The sequence below is a fragment of the Robiginitalea myxolifaciens genome (assembly GCF_900115205.1).
Lineage (GTDB): Bacteria > Bacteroidota > Bacteroidia > Flavobacteriales > Flavobacteriaceae > Robiginitalea > Robiginitalea myxolifaciens.
The window spans coordinates 301,916-316,592 of sequence record NZ_FOYQ01000002.1; the positions used below are offsets into that span (position 1 = coordinate 301,916).

Consider the following 14,677-nt stretch of genomic DNA (forward strand, 5'->3'; position numbering starts at 1 on the left):
GCCTCTCGTTTTAGTACCTTTTTTCCAGATTAAACCAAATGATACTGGTTATGCGCTCATTCATATTATTCTTTTTTCTCTGTTTCAGCGTTGTTGTCTCTGGACAATATGGAAGTTCCCCGGAACAGATCGACAGTTTGGAACAACTACTGAAAAGTCTTCCCAGAGATTCATCGCAGACCCCTGTTCTGGTTAACTTATGGAGGGCGCATATTAATAATGATGTGGAGAAATCATTAGACTATTCCAAAAGGTTAATCAACCTGGGAAAATCTCTGAATAACCCTGCCATTTTGCATACGGGGTACCAACGTACCGGTATAGCATTTTCCTACTTCGATCAACTAGATTCCTCGAATTGGTATTATGGAAAGGCCCTGGCACTTAGTTATGAACATGAAGAATACGCTCCAGCTGCGGCTATGGAAATCAATATAGCCATGAACCATCGCCTGTTGAGCCAATTCGATAGTGCTTATAGCTATAATGAGCGTGCTCAGGCCAATTTCGAAAGAGTTCAGGATTCTGCTGGTGTTGCCAGTTGTTTGGAACTATTAGGGAATATGGAATATGATCGCGCAAACTACCGGATTGCGCTCGAAAGTCATTTAAAAGCAAACAAATTGTATCAGGAGTATGGTAGGCCTTCCGATGTAAATATCTCTGAACTCAATATTTCAAGGGCTTATCTGAAAATTAATGATACTGTAAATGCAATCAAGTATGTAGCGAATGCTATCGAAGCATTTAAAGAATCGAATAATCAGCATTTTCTCAGTCAGGCCCTAAACAATTACGCTTATATGCTACTCAATAAAGCAGCAAGAAAAAATGACGCCTTGGAAGCCCTACAACTAAGCCTGTCCATTTCGGAGGAGCTTAATGCGCCTTCATTTAAAAAAAATGCGCTCTTTGGCTTGGGTAAGTATTATGAAAAGTATGGCTCCACCGATCAAAGTACAACTTATTATCAGCAGGCTATTGCGCTATCCGACAGTCTCGGAAATGTATTGTCTAGTGCAATTTACCTGCAATCACTGGCCCAACTTCAATTTAAAGCTGGACGTTACTCAGCAGCCTTAAGTAATAACGAAATAGCCCTACGTAAAGCCAAACAGACCGATGCCCTCGAAGTACAGCGCGATGCTTACCGACTTATGAGCAAGCTATATCAGGGTCAGGAGCGGCTAACAGAATCTCTGGATGCCCTTGAAGAATTCACAGTCCTAAATGATTCGATCTATAATTCAGAAAATGCCCAAAGAATGGCCGAATTAAACACCTTGCATGAGACAGAACGCAAGGAGGCTAAACTGGTCTTGCAGGCCAAAGAAATTGAAACACTAACGCTGCGGTCGAAAGCGGATAGCCTTTCAAAAAGCCTCTACGCGGGTGGCATGGTTTCATTTGTAGCTATTTCAGGCCTCTTGTTTTTTGGCTTCCGCCAGCGGATAAAGAAGAATCGCATTGCCCGCGAAAAACAAGAAGAGATCTACAAAAGAGAGATCGAACACAAAAAAAAGGAACTGGCTAGCCAGACTTTACATCTGGTACAGAAGAATACCTTCCTGGAGGAATTACAGGAAAACCTGCAGACGCTCAGGCAAAGTCCGGAAAAGTTTAAAATGGAATTCCGACGAATTGCGATGCTTTTAAAAAAAGAAAAAGCCAGTGATCGGGATTGGGAAACCTTCAAAACCTACTTTTCAGAAGTCCACAACGATTTTGACCAAAAGCTAAAGACTTTCTCGGATAGTATCAGCGAAAAAGAAATTCGTCTGGCCGCTTTTTTGAGGATGAATCTGACCACCAAGGAAATAGCAGCCACCATGAATGTTCTCCCGGAGAGTGTTCTAAAATCCAAGTATCGCCTTAAAAAGAAATTAGGATTGGACAAAGAGACTGAATTAAACGAGTTTTTAGCCTCCTTATGAAACGAACAACTATGAATACGAAGCACTATATCTGGGTTTTATGCCTGTTTTCTTTGCAACTCTCCGCACAGAAGGCAGATACCGTCCGCGCTAATTTCCTGTATAAAAGCTTTAAAAGCGCCATGCGGAATAACCCCGAGCAGGCAGCCTTGTTCAAAGATTCGCTGGAACAAGAGGCTAAACTAAGCGGGGATGCTTCCCTGATCGCCCAGGCATATAGCGCAGAAGGCTTAGCGCAGTACTATAAATCGGATTATTATAAAGCCCGGGAGGCATTACAGAATTCCATTGCCTTATACGACAGTTTGGGTATGGAAATGGAACTTAGCCGGGTGTTGAATACGCAGGGAGTAGTCTTAAAATATCTCGGCGAATACGAAGAGGCTACCAATACGCATCTTAAATCGCTGGAAATAAAAAGAGCACTGGGGATGCCCGTAGGTGACATCGTTGCATCCTTGGGGAATTTGGGAGTCATTCAAATGGAAATGAGGAACCTGGATCGGTCTACCCAATATTATGAAGAGGTTTTGGAATTAAGCATTGAACATGGCTTAGAACGCTCGGAATATATTGCAAGAGGAAATTTGGCTGGGAATTATGGGGATATGGGTGAATATGAAAAGGCCGAATCCGAATATCTCAAGGTAATCGATTACTATAATTCAAAAGAAGACCATCGCAATGAAGCCCGGGGAATCAATTCCCTAGGGGCCTTATATTTTCAAATGGACAATATTGGAAAAGCTAAAGCCAATTACTTGAGGGCTAATGAAATCAATAAACGTCATAATCTTAAAATGTTTGAGGCCCTCACCACCAGAAATTTGGGAAAAGTGGCCATGAAGGAGGAAAATTATGACGCCGCTTTGACTTATTTTCAAACAGCGCAAGCGCTATCCGTAGAAACAGGCACCCTCGCCAGAAATGTTGGCGATTATATCAACATCGCCAATGCGCTTGCCGCTCTGGGACGGTTTGAAGAGGCTTACGAATATCGAAGAGTCCACTTTGAAAAACACGATTCGATTTTTAATAAAGAAAGAGCAGAACAAATCAGTGCCTTAGAAATTCGCTATGAGTCAGAAAGAAACGCAGCTGATTTGGCTTTACAAAAAGAAGAAATAAAGACGCTAAATGCCCAAAAGAAGGCCGAGTCCCTAAAAAAAACCATCTATGCCGGAGGGATGTTCTCCTTTTTGGCGGTTGCCGGAGGATTATTTTTCGGTTTCAGGCAACGTATTAAAAGGAATCGCATAGCGCGGGAAAAGCAAGAGGAGATCTATCAAAATGAGATTGAACATAAGAAGAAGGAACTAGCCAGCCAGACCTTACACCTGGTTCAGAAGAATACCTTCCTTGAGGAACTCCAGGAGAACTTACAAGCCCTGAGACAAAGCCCGGAAAAGTTCAAAATGGAATTCCGGCGCATCGCGATGCTTCTCAAGAAGGAAAAAGCCAGCGATCGCGATTGGGAAACCTTCAAAACCTATTTTTCAGAAGTTCACAATGATTTTGACCAAAAGCTAAAAACCCTGGCGGATAAAATCACAGAAAAGGAAATACGTCTGGCTGCCTTCTTAAGAATGAATTTGACTACCAAGGAAATTGCCGCAACCATGAACGTACTTCCGGATAGCATTCTAAAGTCAAAGTACCGACTGAAAAAGAAACTTGGTCTGGAGCAGGAAACAGATTTAGTCGAATTTCTAAATTCCCTGTAACCTAGACTTACTTTTCTCCAAACTCCGGACTTAGTTCTGAGAACGGGATTGTTTCTATGTTCCGCCCTATCTTTGCATCATGGAAATTCTACCTGGAAAAAAAGTGGTGCTGTTCGACGGGGTATGCAACCTCTGCAACACCTGGGTACAGCGTATTTTAAAGCGAGAAAAGGGGGATGTTTTCCTGCTGGCCTCCTTACAAAGTCAGGAAGCCGAATCACTTATGAGAGCTAGGGGAATTGATACAGAAAAAGTAGATTCCATTATCCTTATCGACCCGGGGGTAGCGTATTATCTGAAGTCCGATGCCGCCCTTGAAATTGCCAGGCACTTAAAGGGATATCGTTGGTTGCCGCCGCTGCTCGGCTGGATTCCGCGTTCGATACGCGATGTGGTGTACGACTTTATCGCCCGGAATCGCTACAAGTGGTATGGTAAAAGGGAATCCTGCATGCTCCCCAGTCCTGAAACCGCAAATAAGTTTCTGGATGCTTCCAGGTAAATAGGTAAACTGCCCGATCATTTTCTTCATGAATAGGTATCACTTTCTTATACTTTTGAGTGAAGGAAAATTCTTATTTTAAAAGAAAAATAGCAGCTATGAATAAATGTCTTCAGCTAATACTTGTACTGTTCCTATGCTTTTCTTGTAGCGAAGAAGAACCAGGTAATGAAACTGAGAATCTGACTATTTCGGCAGAAGCGCGCAACTATTTGAATGAAGTCCTGGAAGTTATGGAAGAAAACGCTTTGTATCGTAATACTATAAATTGGACTGATTTTAGAAACGAAGTTTTTGAAGTTGCAGGAGCAGCTCAGACGATTGATCAGGTCTATAGTTCAGGTTCAATGTTAAGAGCCTTAGAACTGTTAGGAGACAATCACAGTTTCATAGAGCGTGGAAATGGGGCGTTTATTTCGGCATCAACAGCAGACTGTCCTTTTCCAAATGATCCGATAGGATTAGATCGTATTCCTGATAATATAGGCTATATTTTTGTTCGGGGGTTTACTGGTTCATCAGAGAGTACTGAGGCAATGGAGTTTGCAGAAAATCTCCATAATATTATCCGCGAAAAAGACTCACCAGACTTAATCGGCTGGATTGTTGACTTGCGACCCAATACGGGAGGAAATATGTTTCCAATGCTCGCAGGGATTGGCCCTATTTTGGGAGAAGGTATCGCGGGTTATTTTGTAGGCCCTGAGGGAGAAGAACGCTCTTGGAGCTATGAAGCTGGAATTTCATTTACTGGTAATATCCCCGTGCTTTCTTTAGAAGAACCTTATACTCTCTTCAACGAAAACCCAAAAGTAGCTGTTTTATATAGCGTTGCTACAGCCAGTTCAGGAGAGGCCATTGCTATTTCCTTTATCAACAGGCCGGATACCTCCTCCTTCGGGACCCCGACATGTGGGTTGAGCACTGGAAACGGAACCTTTCAATTAAGTGACAACTCCCGTTTGGCTTTAACACAAGTATTCCTAGCTGACAGACTAAAAAATGCGTTCGGAGAAAAAATTCAACCTGACTTTCCCGCTACCGATGAGGAAATTATAGATTTAGCAGTAGCGTTCCTCCAAAATAATTGATCACAGACCTGTAAGCCTACTTCAGATTATTCAGGATAAAATCCAGGGTGGTATTGGTATTGCTTTTCTTGTCGAAGCTCAGGCAACGGTGCGGGCCTGGGGTAACCAGTCCAATCTGCTGAAGATACCCAATCTGCTTCTCGTAGTCCTGACTAACCTTCCCGATAAGCAAGCGGTCCATAGGTTCTTCCTTCAGATAGCGTTGGTAGATCCGCCGGAGTCCGCTTAGGTACAAGCGGTCCTTGGTAAATCCACCTCCCCGGTGTGCACGTAATGTAATGGTAAAAGCAGCATCGCGATTGAGCTTGTACTGGTTGTGAATCAGGTCAAAGGTATCCGCGAAACTGTATCCTTTGCTCAGGCTATCGGAAGCCAGTACCCTGTAGGCCAACTCCTTTAAGCGTTTCAGGGTAAGCGCTCCGCCCATATACTCGCTAAACACAGCCAATCCTTCCTGAGTCTCCACGTTTTTGGGCAGCCCATTGGAGAATATCTTTAAAGGCTGGGTAAGCCCATTATAAGTAGTGAGTAAGTGAATGCCTATTTCGTGATGGGCCAGAGTCAGCAACTGGTTGTCGCTGAATTTAGCATTCCGCTTAATCAGTAAGCTCCGGCTGCTATTACTCACCATGGCCTCGGCCGACATATGTGTCGAGAATCGAATATTCAGGGGGAAGTCATAGTCCTTAGCAAACTTTTCGAAATACGCCACGGCATAATCAGGGCTGTGGCGTTTTTCCATAGCCAGGGAATCCGGCTCATCGTCGAAGTGCAGGATAAAGCGCGCATTTTCGACATCGCGTTCCCTGGGTGTCCCATATACCCTTAGGGAATTGTAATAAAATCGTTTTTGGCTGCCAATAGTCTCAATACACTGGACCATATTTCCGTAGAAATAAATGACATCCTTATAGAGTTCCCGGATTACATCGTCCTCAATACGATCCAGGCGGTGGGAGAAAAACAACCGGTGTAATTTATACGGGTCGAACTTTAGTTTGGGATACTTAAAATGTGGTTCTTCCGTATACTTTGAAGCGAAGAAACGCTGCTTCTCCTTTTCAGTATTCAGTGGGTTGATATACTGCAACAGTTCAATGCGATGCACGAGACGATCCAAATGGGCATCGATTTCCAGAACCTTGGAATATTTGGATTGAAGATCGGGATGAAGGCTTGCCTCAGTCATAATATAATGCTGCAGGGATGGGTTCCTAATTGAAACGCTGTTGAAATTCCTGAAGCTGCAAAGGTATTAATTCCCGGAACGCGCTGCGCACTGCCCGGACAACTTCGGGATAAATAATCCCGGTTAGTTCGTCGCAATACACCTTAGAGATTTCTGTTGCAAGGACAAGGGTCTGCTCGAAGTGCTCTGTGATGTAGCCCAGGAAATAGCCCCTGCCGTGAAAGACATCGTTGATCAGGGATGTCTGGGCGATACCATTGGGAAGGCTTATGCCTCCTAAACGCGCACTCCAGGATTCGGCCAGCGCCCCAAATCGTTCCTGGTCTATTCGGGAGGTTCCCAAATTCCAGGTAGGTACTTCCCGATCCCAGCGTTTCCAGTTGTAGCTATGCATATCAATAACCAGAACCATTCCGTGTATTTCCTCCAGCTTGGTAACCAGGGCATGAACAACTTCGTAGAAGCGTTTGTGTTTGTTCAGGCTTATCGCTCTTTCGGATTCAGAAAGCGGTTTATGCCAGAGTTGTTTTCCCCAGGCATCCTCAAAAATACAGGTGTCCGGGCCCCTGTTGAGGTCATACTCAAAACGACTATCGAGTCCTGAGATAACAATCGGATGGTCCAGTACCATTTCACGGGTGCACGGATCTTCTTCGTACCAACGTTCGTAGGCGGTATGGGTACAATTGGCCCATAAAGACTTTCGAAACTGATTCCCGTCGTGTACCGCGCCACACATATATGGGGCGTAGTGTTCAATTTTCAGTTGGAAGGAATAATCATCGGACACGGCTTCAAAGGGGATGCCGCCCTGAATCATCCGAATCATATCTTCTGGAGTACAGCGAATCATGAAATAGCCTAATTATAGATGATATTAAGCCTCTTCCACCTCCTTGCGCAGGCGCGATAATCTGTCGAACGCCTGCAAGCGGTCCATTACCTTACTCTCGATAAAATCGATAACCTTTTGTTGGATCTTGGTCTTGTAGACTTTATTCATGTAAGTTATTCCTCCGGGAGACATGACATTGACCTCTACAAGTTTACCCCCGATAACATCGATACCCACAAAGTAGAGTCCGTCGTTGACCAGCTTCGGGCCTATTTGCTTGCAGAGCGCCTTTTCGGCTTTGGTCATGGTATGCTTGGCTACCGTTCCTCCGGCCGAAACGTTGGAGCGGTGATCACCTGAACCGGGGATACGTCGCATGGCCCCTATGGGCTCCCCATTGAGTAAAAGGATTCGGACATCGCCCTGTTCGGCTCCTTCGATAAAATCCTGAAGGATCACATAATTCGAAGTACCGTCGCTATTGGTGATGTAAAAGTCGAGCAGGGAATTGATATTGGACATCGCCGACTTTTCAATGAGGATTACTCCACTACCCCCAAAACCATTGAGGGGCTTGAGAATCATCTTGTCCGATTTGGACTCATTGATCTGCTTGATCAGATACTTTTTATTCTTGGATACGTGGGTATTGGGAATAATATTGCTGTGGGTATCTCCGAACGCAGCCGTGTAGAGTTTGTTATTTGCTTCGCGCATCCCTTGCAGGGAATTCACGATAAACACATCGTCTTTTACAGAATCCAGGAAATTGAGCATCAACGGATCCAGCGGTGGGTTGGCTCGCATAAAGATGACATCAAATCCGGCAAGCGGCAACATTTCCTCCCGGGTTTCCGCTTTCTTGTAAAAAGATTTCAGGCTGGCCGGAACCTTTTCCATTTTGTTGACTACGGTACAAAACGCACTGGTAACGCTGTTGCGAATGGTCAGATTCGCAGGGCTGCAGAGCGCAACGCCATGCTTTCGGCGTACGCATTCATGAATCAGTGCCAGGCTGGTATCGTTGTCCGGGTCGATTTCTTCCCAGGGATACATTAAAAAACAGATATTCATGCTATCTAAATTACTTCGTCCAAATGATCGTCCCAGTTTTTAACCCTGGGTTTTCCCAATTTCCCTACAGATTTAGCTACCAGCATAGAAACCGTAGCATCCCCGGTAACATTGACCACCGTACGGCACATGTCCAAAGGCCTGTCTACCGCAAAGATCAGTGCCAGCCCTATGGCCAGCTTATCAGCCGGAAAGTTGATCGATTCCAAAACGATGACCAGCATTACCATTCCCGCACCGGGAACCGCTGCGGAACCAATGGAAGCCAGTAATGCTGTGAGTATGATTGTTAGTTGTCCTCCCAGCGAAAGATCAAAGCCAAGCGCCTGGGCGATAAATACCGCAGCCACACCCTGATACAAACTGGTACCGTCCATATTAATGGTAGCACCTACCGGGAGTACAAAGCTCGAAACTTCCTTATCTACCCCGATATGCTCTTCTACGCGCTCCATGGTAACGGGAAGTGTTGCCGCACTGGAGCTGGTGGAAAAGGCCAGCAATTGTGCCGGGGAAATCTTTCTGAGGAACTTGATCGGATTATATCGGGTAAAAGAAGAAACCACAATGCTGTAAAAGACAATCATGAGCAGCAAGCCGAGTACTACCACTCCTGAATATTTCAATAGGGCTAACAATAAATCCGGGTCACCTGAAGACACCACCACATTCGCCAATAAGGCAAAAACGGCAAAGGGAGCGGTAAGCATGATGAGGTCTACCATTTTCAGCACCACATCGTTCAGGGAATCAAAGAATTTTTTCAGGGGTTTTGCAGCTTCCTCCCCGATCAGTAGCAGGCTAATACCAAAGAGCATAGTAAATACAATTACCTGCAACATCAGGCCATTGTCACTAACGGCGCGAAATGCGTTATCGGGAACCATATCGACCAGAAATTGTAAAGGGCCACTATCTTTTTGGCGACTCGCCTCTTCCAATTTGGATGTTACCCCGGAATCCGAGGCATAGGTTTCTGTGAGCTTGGCAATGGTATCTTCAGATATGCCGTCGCCAGGTTTGAGAATGTTTACCAAAATCAAGCCGAGGCTAATGGCCACAACCGTCGTTACGATGTAAATGCCTATGGTACGCAACCCAATGTTCCGAAACTTGCTGATATCTTTTAAATCGGAAATTCCCTTGATGAGCGAAGCGAGGATAAGGGGAATGGCAATAAGTTTGAGCAACTTTACGAAGATGGTGCCGAATGGATTGATCCAATCCTGTACAAAACCTGCGCCCCAGTCGGGGTAGGTCATAACAAATCCGAAAACGATCCCCAGGAGCATCCCGATCAGAATTTGCCAGTGTAATTCGAGTTTTTTCATGTGGCTGATTTGATTTGGAAGATACTATTTTGGGCAGACTTGCCCCAATTCACGGCTTACTTTCTCGCCAGTCGGTTGAGTAATTGGGCATCGGCAATAACCAGGGCGGCCATGGCCTCAACGATCGCGACAGCTCGAGGAACTACGCAGGGATCATGCCTCCCTTTACCCTGAACCGTTACTTCCTTACCTTCCTTGTCAATGGTGTCGTAAGATTGGATCAAGGTGGCTACAGGTTTGAACGCAACGTTGAAATAAATATCCATTCCATTGCTAATACCCCCTTGCACCCCACCGCTGAAATTGGTTTTTGTACTTCCATCGGAATTGAAAGCATCATTGTGGGCACTTCCTTTCATGGTTACCCCTTCGAATCCGCTCCCGTATTCAAACCCCTTTACCGCGTTAATACTCAGCATGGCGTGCCCAAGACGGGCATGGAGTTTATCAAAAACAGGATCTCCCAAGCCTTTGGGTACATTTTTGATAACACAACTCACCACCCCTCCAATGGTATCCCCTTCCTTGCGAACCTCGCGGATGAGTGCTTCCATTTGTTCGGCGGTTTCAGGATCCGGGCACCGTACCGGATTGTTTTCGGCCTGGGACAAATCCAATTCGTTATACGGCTTCTCCAAACGGACCTCGCCCACCTGACTTACATAGCCCTGTATGGTCACCGGGCTAATCAACTGTTTGGCGATCGCACCGGCAACTACCCGGCTTACTGTTTCACGGGCAGAACTCCGTCCACCTCCACGGTAATCGCGAAACCCATATTTCTGGTCAAAGGTATAATCGGCGTGAGAGGGCCTGTAGCTGTCCGCAATATGAGAGTAATCCTTGGATTTTTGATTGGTGTTTTGAATCAGGAAACCAATAGGTGACCCGGTGGTCTTCCCTTCGAATATTCCGGAATAGAACGCAACCTGATCGGGTTCTTTGCGTTGGGTAACGATAGCGGATTGACCCGGCCTGCGACGCGCAAGATCGCGATGAATCAATTCCATGTCTACTTCCAGCCCAGCCGGACAACCGTCTATAATTCCGCCTAATCCGGCGCCATGGGATTCCCCGAAAGTCATCAGCCGAAAGGCGTTTCCAAATGTATTTCCTGCCATAAACCCAAAGGTATTTAATCTTTTGATAACCCTTTGTTATTTAAACCTTCAACTTCGCGGGAACCCAGTAATCCAATAGGGTAAATAACTTTATCTAAACAGAACTACCCCATTGAAAAAGCGGAAAATAGATATTGCCTTGTTGGCTGAGGTAAAGCTCGGCACGGACCGCTGCCGCGCTAATGAATTGCTATCTTACCTAAGCAGCATCAGCCCTAAGGCACTCATCCTCAATGGCTTGTTTGTTTCCGATTCTATTTCTGATATAAGTCAACTCAATAAAGTGCATCGGAAAGTCCTTAAGCGGATACAAAAAATGGCGCAAGGTGACACCGTAGTACATATAGTGGGAAAAGTAAATAAAAGCGCCTTGCACAAATTGGGGATTACCGAGGCGGGGGGATTCCGTTTCTCCAGGGAGTTAACTTTAAATTTACACGGCCAAGAAACCTGGATATTACCAGCGGAACAGGTAGTTGTTATGCGCAACATACCGATGCTTCGCTATCTGGCGGGAATTAGGGATTCTTTATTGGTTACTTTTTTTGCAGGGGGAATAAAAAGTCTGAATAGAAAAGTACTGGTGGCTAAATCCAATACCACACGACAAGACAAAAAATTTACGGATTTGGCCGTTGCCAGAAACCACAACGTCCTTATTAGCAGTCTGTGGGCCCATGAAGGGAAACAATGGAATGTTACACGTTCGGGAAATTGCCTGCTAATCAATTCCGGCGCCTGGTCTGGAAAATTGACTGCTCTCGAGTATGCGTTCAAACGTTGGAAGCTCTATCGCTACAGCGAGGACAAACTTCCAGCCTTTTTTGCAGATGAAGAATTAAAACACATGACCATCCGCAGCTTATTGTCCAATTTGGGTCGGTCGTCTAAAGCAGGGCTTCTTTGAGGATAGTAACCGGGTGTTTGGCCTTCCGGCCGGTCCCGTCGTTTATTTGATGTCGGCAACTGGTACCGTTGGCCGCAAGGATCACCTCCTTATCTGTTTTTTCAATAGCTGGAAAAAGTTTTAAGCTTCCTACCTGCATGCTCACCTGGTAGTGCTCTTTTTCATAACCAAAAGAACCCGCCATTCCACAACAACCCGAAGGAATGATGCTCACCTTATAATTCACCGGGAGGTTCAAGATGTCGAACGTAATTTTCTGATCCGACAAGGCCTTTTGATAACAGTGATTATGGATCTTGACCGTTCGTTCTTCCCGGGTAAACAGCTCTGAATTCAGCTTACCTGAAGCTATTTCTGCTGCAAGGAATTCTTCAATAAGGAAACAATTTCCTGCTATGGCTTCCATATCTGACTGTTCCAGGCCAAAGCGCTTGTATTCGTCCCGGAATGTAAGTATGGCAGAGGGTTCGAGGCCTAGCAATGGGGTGTGTTGTCGGGCAAACTGCAGGAGTTCAGGTTTATTTTTATGTGCCAGTGCCCGTGCTTCTTCCAAAAATCCCTTTGAAATATAGGTCCGCCCGCTGTCGGCGTAGAACAGCTCAACTTCATAACCTAAGGCCAGGAGTAAGTCAATCGCATCCCGGCCCTGATCCACATCGAGGTAACGGGTAAATTCATCAATGTAAAGCGCCACTTTCTGGCCAGGCTTGCTTGCCGACGCTACATCTTTTGCTTTACATTGCTTTTGGAGGTAGCTGTTGAAATTAAAATTGGATACCGCGGGCAATTTGCGTTCCGGGGCCACTCCCATCAATTTTTTAACCAGCCCACCCCCTATTTTGCTTTGAAGCACCGCATTGCTCAGTCCTGCGAACCTGCTGTTGAGTGCATTGATACGCGTGCTGTGAGCAAACATTTTGCTTCTCAGACTATACCCGTTTTTCTCCTGATATTGGTACAGCATTTCTGCCTTCAAAGTAGCGACGTCTACATTACTGGGACATTCGCGCGCGCAGGCTTTGCAGCTCAGGCAGAGATCGTAAACCTCTTTCAGCTCCTTGTGGTCAAAGCGGTTTGCGGATTCCGAATGGGTTAAAAATTCCCTTAAGGTGTTAGCTCTTCCTCGTGTGGTATCCTTTTCATTCTTTGTGGCCTGGTAACTCGGACACATTGCTCCGGGCATCTGGTGTGATTTTCTGCAATCCCCACTGCCATTACACTTCTCGGCGGCCCGCAATATTCCCTGATTGTCTGAAAAATCAAAAAGGGTTTCGATTTCCGGTTCCTCCCGGTCCGGCTCGTAACGCAACGATCGATCCATGGGTAGGGCGTCGACAATCTTACCCGGATTGAGTATCCTATTGGGATCAAAGAGCGCTTTTACCGACTTGAGCAACTCGTAGTTCTGTTCTCCCAGTAGCAATGGGATAAATTCGGCCCGAACAATACCATCTCCGTGCTCTCCGCTAAAGGATCCATTGTATTTACGGGTTAGTTTGGCTACCTCTGTGGTTATGGAACGAAACAGGATAACATCCTCGGATTCCTTCAGGTTGAGTATGGGCCTGAGATGAAGTTCGCCTGCTCCAGCATGGGCGTAATAAACTGCCTGTTGTTTGTAGCGATCCATGATCGCGGTAAACTCCATGATAAATGGTTTCAAATCGCCTAGCGCTACTGCCGTGTCTTCGATACAGGCAACGGCTTTCTTATCCCCAATCATATTCCCCAGTAAGCCCAAACCTGCTTTGCGCAGGCTTATAGCCATCTGGATTTGATCGCCATATAGCACCGGGTGTGCATAGGAATAACCCGATTTTTCGAGGGTTTTTAAAACCTTGCCTATTTCCTGCTCAAGTTCCGTTTCATCCTGCGCACGTACTTCCAGCATGAGCAAGGCCGCGGGATCGCCATCCACAAAAAATCGATTTTCCTTGTGTTCCCTATTGTTCTTGGTACAATCCAGGATTACTTTATCCATCATTTCGCAGAGATAGAGCCCATGCTCCATTACTGGCTTTACATCACTGAGGCAGCCTTCCAGGCTTTCATAATGCGGCACAATCATGGCACTGCAAGGCGGCGGCAGGACATCGAGTTGTAAGGTCAACTCGGTGGTAAACGCCAGGGTTCCCTCACTCCCGCAAAGCAATTGTGCCAGGTTAAAGGGCTCCTCCGCGCCAAAAGGGGAGGTTTCCAGTAGGAGATCCAGCGCATAGCCTGTATTCCTCCGGTGTATTTCGGGATTCGGGTATTTACTGCGAATACAAGCTGCATTGGAGGGATCGGAAAGAATCGCTTCAAGTCCGCGATAAATTTCTCCCTCCAAACCCTGGGCTTCGGTTTGCGCCTTGAATTCGCTGGAATCGAGCGGTTGGATGGTAGCCGGACTTCCATCTGACAATAGGATCTTCATACCGACAACCTTATCCCGGGTTACCCCATAGCGAATGGAAGTGGTTCCGCTGGAATTATTTCCAGCCATTCCGCCAATCATGCAGCGATTAGACGTAGAAGTATTAGGACCGAAAAACAACCCAAAAGGTTTCAGATAGGCATTCAATTCGTCCCGCACTACCCCGGGTTGCACTTTAATCTGCTGTTTCGCCTCGTCCAACTCAAGGATTCGGGTCATGTGTTTACTCACATCCACCACCAATCCGGGACCGACGCACTGACCGGCGAGGGAGGTCCCTGCCGTACGTGGAATAAGCCCTATTTTATGGGTAGCAGCAAATTTCAGGAGCAATTGAATATCGGACTCGTTTTTGGGAAACGCTACCCCCAACGGTTTGATTCGATATACCGAAGCGTCTGTAGCGTATAGGGTCCGCTGTAATTCATCCCATTGCAATTCGCCTTGAAGTAGGTCGCGAAGTTCGATCAGGTATTTTTCCGGAAGCAAGTCGACGATTTTAAGGGCTAAATTAAGTTTTTCTTAAGGGAAGAGCGGCAAATTAGGGCTATTT

At 45.9% G+C, this 14,677-nt stretch carries 11 protein-coding genes; 5 read left to right on the top strand and 6 right to left on the bottom strand.

Annotation, left to right across the window (positions count from 1 at the left end; translation table 11 throughout):
* Positions 1-50: 50 nt before the first annotated feature.
* The 4 genes from BM318_RS14430 (at position 51) to BM318_RS09535 (ending at position 5,251) form a co-directional block, all read left to right on the top strand.
* The gene (locus tag BM318_RS14430; protein ID WP_177218290.1) at positions 51-1,934 is read left to right on the top strand and encodes a tetratricopeptide repeat protein; all 1,884 of its coding nucleotides are present in this window, start codon (positions 51-53) and stop codon (positions 1,932-1,934) included.
* Positions 1,935-1,945: 11 nt separating this feature from the next.
* Positions 1,946-3,658 carry a tetratricopeptide repeat protein gene (locus BM318_RS09525; protein ID WP_177218291.1) on the top strand — a complete coding sequence of 571 codons (1,713 nt, stop codon included), beginning with the start codon at positions 1,946-1,948 and terminating at the stop codon, positions 3,656-3,658.
* Positions 3,659-3,737: 79 nt separating this feature from the next.
* Complete coding sequence (locus BM318_RS09530) at positions 3,738-4,160, top strand: thiol-disulfide oxidoreductase DCC family protein (protein ID WP_092982391.1); 423 nt, start codon at positions 3,738-3,740, stop codon at positions 4,158-4,160.
* Positions 4,161-4,219: 59 nt separating this feature from the next.
* On the top strand, positions 4,220-5,251 hold the full coding sequence (locus tag BM318_RS09535) for a S41 family peptidase (protein ID WP_245759799.1): 1,032 nt from the start codon (positions 4,220-4,222) through the stop codon (positions 5,249-5,251).
* 16 nt (positions 5,252-5,267) lie between these two features.
* Here BM318_RS09535 and BM318_RS09540 read toward each other — a convergent pair whose 3' ends face one another.
* From BM318_RS09540 to aroC, 5 genes are read right to left on the bottom strand one after another with little or no spacing between them, the layout of a single operon-like run.
* On the bottom strand, positions 5,268-6,440 hold the full coding sequence (locus BM318_RS09540; protein WP_092982393.1) for a peptidase MATCAP family protein: 1,173 nt from the start codon (positions 6,438-6,440) through the stop codon (positions 5,268-5,270).
* 25 nt (positions 6,441-6,465) lie between these two features.
* On the bottom strand, positions 6,466-7,293 hold the full coding sequence (locus BM318_RS09545; RefSeq protein ID WP_092982394.1) for an N-formylglutamate amidohydrolase: 828 nt from the start codon (positions 7,291-7,293) through the stop codon (positions 6,466-6,468).
* A 24-nt stretch (positions 7,294-7,317) separates the two neighbouring features.
* On the bottom strand, positions 7,318-8,349 hold the full coding sequence (gshB, locus tag BM318_RS09550) for a glutathione synthase (RefSeq protein WP_092982395.1): 1,032 nt from the start codon (positions 8,347-8,349) through the stop codon (positions 7,318-7,320).
* Positions 8,350-8,354: 5 nt separating this feature from the next.
* Positions 8,355-9,680 carry a dicarboxylate/amino acid:cation symporter gene (locus BM318_RS09555; protein WP_092982396.1) on the bottom strand — a complete coding sequence of 442 codons (1,326 nt, stop codon included), beginning with the start codon at positions 9,678-9,680 and terminating at the stop codon, positions 8,355-8,357.
* 56 nt (positions 9,681-9,736) lie between these two features.
* The gene (gene aroC, locus BM318_RS09560) at positions 9,737-10,801 is read right to left on the bottom strand and encodes a chorismate synthase (protein ID WP_092982397.1); all 1,065 of its coding nucleotides are present in this window, start codon (positions 10,799-10,801) and stop codon (positions 9,737-9,739) included.
* Positions 10,802-10,913: 112 nt separating this feature from the next.
* On the opposite strand from aroC, the gene BM318_RS09565 reads away from it, so the two are divergent.
* Complete coding sequence (locus BM318_RS09565; RefSeq protein ID WP_092982398.1) at positions 10,914-11,708, top strand: hypothetical protein; 795 nt, start codon at positions 10,914-10,916, stop codon at positions 11,706-11,708.
* Here BM318_RS09565 and BM318_RS09570 read toward each other — a convergent pair.
* Positions 11,689-14,613, bottom strand: coding sequence for an FAD-binding and (Fe-S)-binding domain-containing protein (locus BM318_RS09570; RefSeq protein ID WP_092982399.1), 2,925 nt, complete (start codon positions 14,611-14,613; stop codon positions 11,689-11,691). The genes BM318_RS09565 and BM318_RS09570 overlap by 20 nt on opposite strands.
* Positions 14,614-14,677 lie beyond the last annotated feature (64 nt).

Excerpts from the sequence above, each read along its gene's own strand:
- BM318_RS09555 (WP_092982396.1), bottom strand. The coding sequence starts at position 9,680 with ATGAAAAAACTCGAATTACACTGGCAAATTCTGATCGGGATGCTCCTG.
- BM318_RS09525 (WP_177218291.1), top strand. The coding sequence starts at position 1,946 with ATGAATACGAAGCACTATATCTGGGTTTTATGCCTGTTTTCTTTGCAA.
- BM318_RS09545 (WP_092982394.1), bottom strand. The coding sequence starts at position 7,293 with ATGATTCGCTGTACTCCAGAAGATATGATTCGGATGATTCAGGGCGGC.
- BM318_RS09530 (WP_092982391.1), top strand. The coding sequence starts at position 3,738 with ATGGAAATTCTACCTGGAAAAAAAGTGGTGCTGTTCGACGGGGTATGC.
- gshB (WP_092982395.1), bottom strand. The coding sequence starts at position 8,349 with ATGAATATCTGTTTTTTAATGTATCCCTGGGAAGAAATCGACCCGGAC.
- BM318_RS14430 (WP_177218290.1), top strand. The coding sequence starts at position 51 with ATGCGCTCATTCATATTATTCTTTTTTCTCTGTTTCAGCGTTGTTGTC.
- aroC (WP_092982397.1), bottom strand. The coding sequence starts at position 10,801 with ATGGCAGGAAATACATTTGGAAACGCCTTTCGGCTGATGACTTTCGGG.
- BM318_RS09540 (WP_092982393.1), bottom strand. The coding sequence starts at position 6,440 with ATGACTGAGGCAAGCCTTCATCCCGATCTTCAATCCAAATATTCCAAG.